General features: G+C 49.8%; 8 protein-coding genes. 2 read left to right on the top strand and 6 right to left on the bottom strand.

From position 1 onward, the window contains the following. The 6 genes from GF404_12015 to GF404_11990 all read right to left on the bottom strand — a co-directional run. Positions 1–723: Asp-tRNA(Asn)/Glu-tRNA(Gln) amidotransferase subunit GatA (locus GF404_12015; protein ID MBD3382907.1), on the bottom strand; the 723-nt coding region annotated here is incomplete at its 3' end. Between the two features lie 9 nt (positions 724–732). Next, positions 733–2055: a glutamine synthetase gene (locus GF404_12010; GenBank protein MBD3382906.1), complete on the bottom strand. Its 1323-nt coding sequence runs from the start codon at positions 2053–2055 to the stop codon at positions 733–735. Positions 2056–2088: 33 nt separating this feature from the next. Beyond that, on the bottom strand, positions 2089–2628 hold the full coding sequence (locus GF404_12005; GenBank protein MBD3382905.1) for an isochorismatase family protein: 540 nt from the start codon (positions 2626–2628) through the stop codon (positions 2089–2091). 120 nt (positions 2629–2748) lie between these two features. Further along, complete coding sequence (locus GF404_12000; protein ID MBD3382904.1) at positions 2749–3516, bottom strand: slipin family protein; 768 nt, start codon at positions 3514–3516, stop codon at positions 2749–2751. Positions 3517–3533: 17 nt separating this feature from the next. Next, positions 3534–4889 (bottom strand): nodulation protein NfeD, encoded by a 1356-nt coding sequence (locus GF404_11995; protein MBD3382903.1) that lies wholly within the window; start codon positions 4887–4889, stop codon positions 3534–3536. A 174-nt stretch (positions 4890–5063) separates the two neighbouring features. Further along, entirely contained in the window at positions 5064–6995 is a 1932-nt protein-coding gene (locus GF404_11990) for a prolyl oligopeptidase family serine peptidase (protein MBD3382902.1), read from the bottom strand. A gap of 247 nt (positions 6996–7242) precedes the next feature. On the opposite strand from GF404_11990, the gene prs reads away from it, so the two are divergent. Then, entirely contained in the window at positions 7243–8184 is a 942-nt protein-coding gene (gene prs, locus GF404_11985) for a ribose-phosphate diphosphokinase (GenBank protein ID MBD3382901.1), read from the top strand. After that, positions 8185–8883, top strand: coding sequence for a 50S ribosomal protein L25 (locus GF404_11980; protein ID MBD3382900.1), 699 nt, complete (start codon positions 8185–8187; stop codon positions 8881–8883). Positions 8884–9892 lie beyond the last annotated feature (1009 nt).

Below are 9892 nucleotides of genomic sequence, written 5' to 3'. Positions count from 1 at the left end.
GAGCGAGGTGGCATCGCGCTCGTCGCATCCCGAGATTATGGAGTATAGCAATTCGAGATCTGTGAGATTACGGGCCAGCGGTCCGATCTGGTCAAATGAAGATCCGAATTCTACTAAACCGTAGCGGGAAACCGTACCGTAAGTCGGCCTGAGCCCATAGATGCCACACAGCGAGGCCGGCTGACGGACAGAACCACCACTGTCGGTACCCAATGCCATTGGAACCAGATCGGCCGCCACACTGGCCGCCGAACCGCCCGAGGATCCCCCCGTTACTCGATCATGATCCAGCGGGTTTTTAACCCGACCATAACGAGAATATTCATTAGAGGAACCCATCCCGAACTCATCCAGATTCGTCTTTCCGACAATTATCGCACCCTCAGCTGTCAGCTTTTCAACCGCAGTGGCATGGTAAGGCGATATATAGCCATCCAGGATCTCAGAGGCGCAGGTAAGCGGAAGATCTTTGACACAGATATTGTCTTTTATTGCCAGAGGCACTCCGGCCAGCCGACCGGGATTATCACCAACAGTAAGCTTGCGTTCAATCTCTTCGGCCAGTTTCAGGGAGTAATCCTTGCAGGTACTGATAAAACAGTTGAGCGAACTGTTCAGCCGGTCGATCTGGTCCAGAACCTGCGAAGTCAGCTCTGTTACGGAGACCTGGCCGGAGGTAACCAGCTCATGGATTTCCGTGGCCGTCAAAGAGCCAAAATTCATGCTCCGATATTACAGTTTCGGCAGATATTTGTCAAGCTCATAGCGGGAAACATGAGTCCGGTACTCGTCCCACTCCTCGATCTTGTTGGCGATCAGGGATTCGAAGATATGATCCCCCAAAGCCTCGCGCATCAGGTCACTGCGGGCAAATGAGCGCACAGCATTCTCCAGTGATGACGGCAGTGATTCGATCTGATACTGGTCTTTTTCTTCGGGAGTCATGTGAAAGATATTCTGTTCAATCGGATCCGGGAGGGGATACTTGTTTTCCACACCATCCAGACCGGCCGCCAGTATCACGGCGAACACCAGGTACGGGTTGCAGGCCGGATCGGGAGAACGGAGTTCAATCCGCGTGGTTTTCTCTTTGCCGACACGATACATCGGCACCCTCACCAATGACGAGCGGTTACGGTTGCCCCAGGATATGTAGCAGGGAGCTTCGTAACCGGGAACCAGCCGTTTGTATGAATTGACCCATTGGTTGGTGACAAGAGTGATAGCCTTGATATGATGAAGCAGGCCGGACATGAACGACTTGGCCAGTTCCGACAGGTTGTACTCATCATCGGGTGAGAAAAAGCGGTTCTTTTCACCCTCGAAAAGAGACATATGGACATGCATACCGGAACCGTTCTGACCAAACATCGGCTTCGGCATAAAGGTCGCATAGACATCGTTTTGAAGTGCGGTTTCCTTGACCACCATGCGGTATAGCTGGCAGAAATCAGCCATCACGAGGGCTTCCTGGTATTTCAGATCGATCTCATGCTGGCTGGGCGCGACTTCGTGATGGGAACATTCAACCGGAACCTTGAGTCCTTCCAGAGCGCGACAGGCCATCTTGCGCAGAATTGTGCCCTTATCAATCGTGGCATAATCGAAGTACCCACCATGGTCCATAACAGCAGTCTGTTCACTGTCGCTGAAATAGAAGTACTCCATTTCGGGACCGACATAGAATGTGTAACCCTGATCTTTCGCCTTTTTGAGCATCCGCTTGAGTGCATAGCGGGGATCGCCTTCGTAAGGGGTATCATCTGGATTCTTGATGTCGCAAAACATCATGGCCACTTTTTCACCCGAGATATCCCAGGGAATGATCCGAAATGTGCGATAATCCGGCCAGGCCATCAAATCCGACTCCTCGATTCGGACATAACCCTCAACCGAGGAACCATCGAAGCCCTGTCCGTTGTCGAGGATATCCTCCAGCTCCCGGCGCGTGATCGACATACCCTTGAGTCGCCCCAGTATATCTGTAAACCACAGCCTGATGTAGTGAACGTTTTCTTCATCGATCAACCTGATGATATCTTCTCTGGTTTTCATGCGTACCCCTCGTGTGATAGTTTATGCCCGTTGTTATTTTACCAGTTTTGAAATGGTCTTGAATTTATCTCCGGAAGCTACCTCCAGCATCTCGAACAGCAGCATTTCAACTGAAGCGATTTTAGCCCCGTCGGACTGCATCCGCCTGAGTCCGATCTCGCGGTTTTCGGCAGTGCGCGATGAGATCGCATCGGCTACGATAGTAACCTGGAAACCTTTTTCCAGCAGATCAGCGACAGTCTGATAGACACAGACATGAGATTCAATTCCAGCAACAATTGCGTGCCTGCGCCCGGTGGCCTCGATCTTTTCATATAGTTTTGGATGCCTGGCGACCGAAAACGTATTTTTTGAAATCGGTTCGAGCCCTTCCAGAAGCCCTTTTACCTCCGGCACTGTTTCGCCCAGCCCCTGGGGATACTGCTCGGCCCAGATGACCGGCAGTTCGAGAGTGCGCAGGCCTTTAATCAAAACCTGTAAGTTTTTATACAGCTTTTCTTTTTCGTGCATCATGTTGGCCAGTTTGCCCTGGACATCTACCAAAACTAAAAAGGCCTGTTCCGGTTTTATCATAAAAATCACTCCATTCTGACAGGATAGGCGATCAAAAATCGCGGGTTTGATCGAACAAGTCCAAATTACATAAAATAAAAAAGCCCGGAGATTGTTCCGGGCTCGAGGTTAAGAATCAAACTATTTGATTTCTTTTCCGCCCTGCCGCATAAAGGCCTTGATCATATCGATCGGGACCGGGAAGACGATAGTCGAATTCTTTTCGCTGGCGATTTCGGTTAAGGTGCCCAAAAACCTGAGCTGAATCGCGGTCGGCGATTTTTCCATCATCTCCGACGCCGCCACCAGTTTTTCAGCCGCCTGGAATTCACCCTCGGCATGAATCACCTTGGAACGACGTTCACGCTCGGCTTCCGCCTGGCGGGCGATCGCACGGGTCATGTCGGTTGGCAGATCGACGTTTTTGACCTCAACCTGGGAGACCTTGATTCCCCACGGCTCGGTCTGTTCGTCGATAATTTCCTGCAGTTTGGCGTTGATTTCCTCGCGGTTGGACAAGAGATCATCCAGCTCGACCTGACCGCAGACAGACCGTAATGTCGTCTGAGCGATCTGGGAAGTCGCGAACAGGTAGTCCTCGACCGCCACAATCGCCTTGTCGGAATCCATAACCCTGAAATAGATCACTGCATTGACTTTGACCGTGACGTTGTCACGGGTGATAATATCCTGGGGCGGGACATCCATGGTAACCACCCGCAGGCTGACCTTGACCATTTTATCGATCAAGGGGATCAAAAGGATAAGTCCGGGGCCCTTGGTACCGACCAGTCGGCCCAGTCGGAAGACTACCCCGCGTTCATACTCCTTCAATATTCGTATCGCATTCAGGAGTATGAAAAAGACGATAACCAGTATCGTGATCGGTAATGCCAATCCTGGTGCCATTTAGCCTCCTATTATGATTAGTCGATTTTTTCCACTTTTAATGTCATGTGGTCCGATTCGACCACGCGTACCTTGGTATCTTTTTCAATTTTCTCAGACGACTCCGCCCGCCATCTCTCGCCGGCTACTAGAATCATACCGACCGGATCAATATCTCGTACAACCCGTCCGGTCAACCCGATCAGGCCCTCGCTTCCGGTAGTGACCTTGCTTTTATGGGTTTTTATTATGTAGCGCAGGGCAAATCCGAAAAATCCGACAAAGACCAAAACCAGCGCGACGATTACGGATTTGGAAACCTGCAGGTACGGTTCAGGTGAATCTATCAGCATAATACCTCCCAGAGCCAGAGATATTGCCCCGCCTATGGTCAGGACTCCGTAGGAGGGTACCTTTAACTCGAGTATAAATAATATAATCGACAGCATTATCAGAAGCAGACCGGCATAATTGATCGGCAGGGTTTGGAAAGAGAAGAATGCCAGTATGATGCAGATACCGCCCACGACTCCCGGCAGAATCGCGCCCGGGTTATACAATTCCAGCACCAGCCCCAGGCTTCCGAGGGAAAACAATAAAATCGCCACGTTGGGATTGGTTATGATCTGCAGTATCTTTTCGGAAAAAGTTTTCGCGACCGTATCCTGACGGGCATTTTTGGTGTTCAGGACAACGGTGCCGGTATCGACTTCGACCTCCCGGCCATGGATCTGATCCAGCAAATCTGGTATGTTTTCGGCAACCAGGTCGACTACATTGGAATCGACCGCGTCGTAATCGGAAATCGACACCGATTCACGAATCGCGCGCTCCACCCATTCCTCGTTGCGTCCACGTTCACGTGCAACCGCACGCATATTGGCGACCGCATCATTGGTGACTTTCTTATACATGGTCGAGTCCATATCGCCTTGAAGCGCGACAGATGAAGCCGAACCCATGTTTGTCGCCGGTGCCATAGCCGCAATATGGGCGGAATAGGTTATAAAAACGCCGGCGGAGGCGGCCCGGGCACCCTTAGGGTAAACATATACTATCACCGGCACGGGCGAATTCATAATCGCTTCAGTAATTTTCCAGGTTGAATTGCTGAGCCCGCCGGGTGTATTCAAAAGCACCACCAGCGCGTCAGCATCGTACAAAACCGCCTGCTTGATACCACGATTGATATAATCGACGGTAATCGGCCCGATAGGACCGTCGACCACCAGTAACTTGACCAACCCCTGTTCGTTTTCAGTCTTGTCCTCGGATTCGACTTCTTCGATTAAGTCCGCAACGCTTTTTGCCTTGTCAACAGAATCAGCGAATCCCCAGACGATCGTCGTAAAAACCAGAAGCGCGATCGAAGCCACAATTATCTTGTTAAACATTTTCACCTCGGATTTAACGAAAGTTGGATTTATCCACTTTAATATTAGCCATATAATCCACTTTCTGTCAACAAAAACTGCCTGCCATAAATAAAACGCAGGCAGACCCATGATATGTTCATTTAATCTACCTGCGTCGTGAAGATTTATTCAATCAGTCGAACTGAATATAAATCACTTTTTAAGGTGTTCGGTGAAAAACTCCACCATCGTGCGGTACACCAGTAGACGATTTTCCAGCTTGGCGACACCATGACCCTCATCCGGGAAGATCAGCGAATCAACCACTCCTCCGCGTTTTTCGAGTTCGCGGATGATCTGGCGAGCTTCATCGACAGGCACACGCGGATCGTTTTCACCATGAACCACCATCAGCGGTGTTTTAATGACATCGACTTTATGGATCGGGCTGATCGATTTCAAAAACTCGCGATCGCTGAGGGGACCGTATTCAGATTCCCGCAGATAGCGCCGATATTCGGCGGTGTTCTCCAGAAAAGTCACGAAATTGACGATTCCGACCTGATTCCACGCGGCCGCAAACAGGTCGGGATATTCGGTAATAAGCGCCATGACCATATATCCGCCGTAGGATCCGCCCTTGACACCCATCATCTCGGAAGTCGTGTAGCCGTTGTCGATCAGGTACTTGACTCCTTCAGCGGCATCGGCTACTGAATTGAGACGGTTCTTGTAGTTGTCCATATCCAGATACTCTTTGCCGTAACCGTCGGAACCGCGCACGTTGGGAGCGATAATACCGAATCCATGAGCCAGGAGATAATTGAAATGACGGTTGAAATAGGGGCGGTACTGTCCCTCAGGGCCACCATGAATATCCATAATAAAAGGAATCGGGTTGCCAGGCTCAAAATCCCTGGGAGTATATAGGAAAGCCGGTATTTCGAGACCGTCAAAAGATTTATATCGGATCAGTTCAGGCTCGATAAATTCGCTGACATCGATCCCCATCGTGGAAACATCGGTGATTTTTTCGAGATTTTCGGTTGATGGGTCCCAGATCCAAAAATTAGGCGGATTGTTGGCATTGTTGAAGCCGAACAGGAAACGTCCGTTTTCAGTTACTCCGCCAAACGTGTACATGCCGTCCAGGTCCGGCAGAGGCAGCATAACATCATTTTTGAGATCCTTGACATACGGCTCGGCATAACCATCGACATTTAACTGCCAGAACAGGTAACGACCGTCCTCGGAGACACCGGCACCCTCGCATTCCCATTTTTCCTCGGGATCGAGGAAGGTGACCTCTTTGGTGTCCACATCCAGTTTCGCCACGCGGGTAATACCGTCAGGTGTATTATTGGTTGTAATGTAAGCTGTCTTAAAACCGGGCATCATGCTGATCGAGCTGTACAGGTACTCACCATCATGCGGGGTCAGGACTTCCTCCTCTCCGGTTTCGAGGTTGACAAGCAGGAAATCGTTGTTACGGCTGGAATGAGCGGTATATGTAACCAGTAGCTTGCCGTCCTCTGAGAGTTCCACCGGGCCGTTCCAGCCGGTCTTGTCCCAGATAAGTTCAGGGTCACCATCGGGCAGTTTCATCTTGTAGATCTTGAAGTCACGGCCGTTTTCAAAATTGGAGGCGAAAAAGATACTTAAATCATCATCAGTCCAGAGCACTGAGCCGTAGCGGGCCTGTGGATTATCGGTCAGTTTTTCAATCCTGCCGGTCTCGGTATCCAGTAGATACATCTGGGCATTTTCATCACCGCCGACAGCCGCTCCAACTATCGCGTGGTATGAATCATGGGAGAGAGTATACCAGGAGATGCCATCTTCAAATGAGGTCAACTGGTAGGGCCATTCGCCCTTCTCATAGCGAAATAACTGGCTGACATTGGTAAAAGAGGGCGAACAAAATATTCTGGATCCGTCACGGGAAATCGCCCCCCGACTGACATACCCGATCTGCATAAAACGCTCAATATCAGGAATATAATCACCGGTCAGGAGCTTTTGCCCCGGTTCGGCCTTTTTAACGTCGCCATTGGAATGGTCCGCCCGTTCTTCGATACAGGCGCTGACCACCAGCACTGAAATCAGCAGAAAGGCTGTCAGGATAAACTTTGGCTTGGAAATCATCAATCCTCCTCAGGTAATGCTCGGGTTTATATAATTACTAATTATAATCACTCAATCTCAGAGCGGCAAGTTTGAATATACACCATTCATAATCAATGCGTACGTATAAAAGACAAAAGTGATACAAAATCAGTTAAAAAAGGCCATTTAAGGGCGGATTTATGTTCAATTTTGAGTTGCGTTTTGCGAATTAATATATATATTGAGAGGTCTTTTTGGTATGGTATTGTAACTTTGAGGTCAGTTTATGCCGGATACTGTAAAATTGATAACGGGTACGGCCAATATTCCGTTGGCCGACAGGATCGCACGCTATATCGGTATTCCCCTCACCAAGCGGGAGGTCAACCGGTTTTCCGACGGCGAGATATTCATCAGGATCAATGAAAATATCCGCGGAACGGATGTCTTTATTATCCAGCCGACAAATCCGCCTTCCGACAATATTCTCGAGCTCCTGATCATGATCGAAGCCTGCCGGAGAGCATCCGCATCCCGCATTACAGCGGTGATACCGTACTACGGTTACGCCCGCCAGGATCGCAAGGATCAGCCGCGTGTAGCGATCACCGCAAAGTTGCTGGCCAATGTGATAACGGCGGCCGGGGCCGACCGGGTGGTGACCATGGATCTGCACGTTTCCCAGATCCAGGGATTTTTCGATATCCCTTCCGACCACCTCTACGCCTCCAGGATTTTCAACCGCTATTTCCAGATGCAACGCATGGATAATATCGTTGTGCTGACTCCCGATGTCGGCTCGATCAAGATGGCAAGAGCGTTTGCAAACACATTACAATGTGGGTTGGCGATAATTGACAAACGCCGTCCCGAACCGAACAAATCTGAGGTGCTCAACATCATAGGCGACGTCAAGGACAAAACCGTAATCATCAGAGACGATATCGTCGATACCGCGGGAACCATGGTAGATGCCGCCCGCGCGGTAATCGAACAGGGCGGTGCCAAGGATGTTTATGCCTGCTGTACCCATGGCGTTTTTTCGGGCACTTCCCTGCAGAGAATCGACGCTTCCCCTATCAAGCATTTGATCGTTTCAGATACAATAGATCATTCAAGTAAAAAATTCTCGGAAAAGATCAAGGTCCTGACGACTGCGGAGATCTTCGGCGAGGCAATTCGCCGGATCACGAATAAAGAATCTATTTCGATTTTGTTCGATAATTAAATCACGAGGTGCAGTGTGAAAGTAAATACACTCAGAGTAGAATCCAGGCAGGGCTCCGGCAAGAGCCTGGCGCGTAAACTTCGCGCCAGCGGTAAACTGCCCGGAGTTGCATATGGCGAGAAAAATGATCCGATGAGCCTGTCTGTCGCCGCTTATGATTTCTATCAGCTGATTTCCAAGGCCAGCAGCCAGAATATCCTGGTTGATCTCGATTTCGACAACGGAGAAAAAGTCAAAAAAGCATTGGTCAGGGAGGTCCAGGTTGACCCGGTCACTAACGATGTGTTAAATGTCGATTTTTTAATTATTTCTCTCGACAGACCTCTGAACATGCAGGTATCAATCAATCTGGTCGGTGTACCCGATGGTGTCAAGAATCAGGGTGGCATCCTGCAGCCGATTCGCCGTGAAATCGAAATTTCCGTATTACCCAATAAAGTACCGGATAAGATTGATCTGGATGTTACCGAGATGCAGATCGGCGACACGCTCCATGTCGGCGACCTCGAAACCGAGGAATTTGACCTGATTACCGACCCCGAATTGTCTATCTGTACGGTCGTCGCTCCCACGGTTGTCAAGGAGAAGACCGAGGAAGAAGGCGAGGAAGGTGAAGAAGGCCTCGAAGGTGTTGAGGGTGAAGAAGAAGAACAGAAAGAACCTGAAGTCATCGGCGAAAAGAAAGACGAAGAAGAATAGTTATATAGATTGTCCCCATATCTCTTTAGATGCTACTGAGCCGGTTGTACTGCCAGGTACAGCCGGTATTTTTTTGTCTTCAACCGAATATTAAAAAGCCCTCCTGGGTGGAGGGCTCACTGCGAAGCAGATTGGTGAGGTTCTAATTGCAGTATTGTTTCCACATCCCGTGGAAAAAGCCTCTGGCATGTTTATGGACCTTATCAGTAGCGCCAGAGGACGGCGTACTGCCTCTAATGGATGATACCCAATTCCCGGATAAAGTTCCAAGTTTTGTTGAATTTCTGTCGAAATATTCTCCCTCGAACCAGCCCTCGGACTTTTGAGCATTGCCAGTCAGCTCATCTTCACCCCAGGTACCCTTTAAAAATCCTTTGAATCTGCCGACATGATTGATCCACTTGCCGAAGAACAGCTTTTCACCGGTCTCCTGGCGAACACCCCAGTGCCCCTTGAGATGACCCATCGAGAGACCATCAAGCCCGACAAAACGACCATAGAAAATTCCGCCATTATTAAAACGCCCGGTGCGAATCCAGCGCCCTTCAAGAAAACCCTCGTTACATTCCAGGCGGACCAGCTTGCGGGCTTCGATTGAAATCTGGTTGCCGAGATCATCGACAGTCTCCAAAACACTCAAGGAATCGAGTTCGCCCAGGGTAAATGTACGGCTGTATGGACCGCTTTCGAAACTGACTTCATAGTTGGTGAAGCCGTCGTTTTCAGGGAAGTACATGAATACCATGAAGCCGTCGTTATGGGTTGTCGTAATCGAATGCCAGCCCAAGGTCTGTGCGTTCGGGCGGGGTCTTAAAAAATAATCCTGACCTGGCTCGAAACGGATCTTGCGCACGACCTTGATGCATCCGGTGTCGACTGTCAGCTCGCCTGACCAGTCGGTGGGGTTCACACTGGTGGAATCGTATTCGAGCTGGCCCCAGATGACCTCGAAGGAATAGACTACGAAATCCGGATCGGTTTCGGCTGAATCGATCGAGGCAAAATTGTT

This window comes from Candidatus Zixiibacteriota bacterium (assembly GCA_014728145.1).
GTDB lineage: Bacteria > Zixibacteria > MSB-5A5 > JAABVY01 > JAABVY01 > WJMC01.
The sequence above is the reverse complement of the archived record's forward strand: the minus strand, read 5'-3'. Positions and strand labels throughout refer to the sequence as shown.

Excerpts from the sequence above, each read along its gene's own strand:
- GF404_12010 (MBD3382906.1), bottom strand. The coding sequence starts at position 2,055 with ATGAAAACCAGAGAAGATATCATCAGGTTGATCGATGAAGAAAACGTT.
- GF404_12005 (MBD3382905.1), bottom strand. The coding sequence starts at position 2,628 with ATGATAAAACCGGAACAGGCCTTTTTAGTTTTGGTAGATGTCCAGGGC.
- GF404_11995 (MBD3382903.1), bottom strand. The coding sequence starts at position 4,889 with ATGTTTAACAAGATAATTGTGGCTTCGATCGCGCTTCTGGTTTTTACG.
- prs (MBD3382901.1), top strand. The coding sequence starts at position 7,243 with ATGCCGGATACTGTAAAATTGATAACGGGTACGGCCAATATTCCGTTG.
- GF404_11990 (MBD3382902.1), bottom strand. The coding sequence starts at position 6,995 with ATGATTTCCAAGCCAAAGTTTATCCTGACAGCCTTTCTGCTGATTTCA.
- GF404_12000 (MBD3382904.1), bottom strand. The coding sequence starts at position 3,516 with ATGGCACCAGGATTGGCATTACCGATCACGATACTGGTTATCGTCTTT.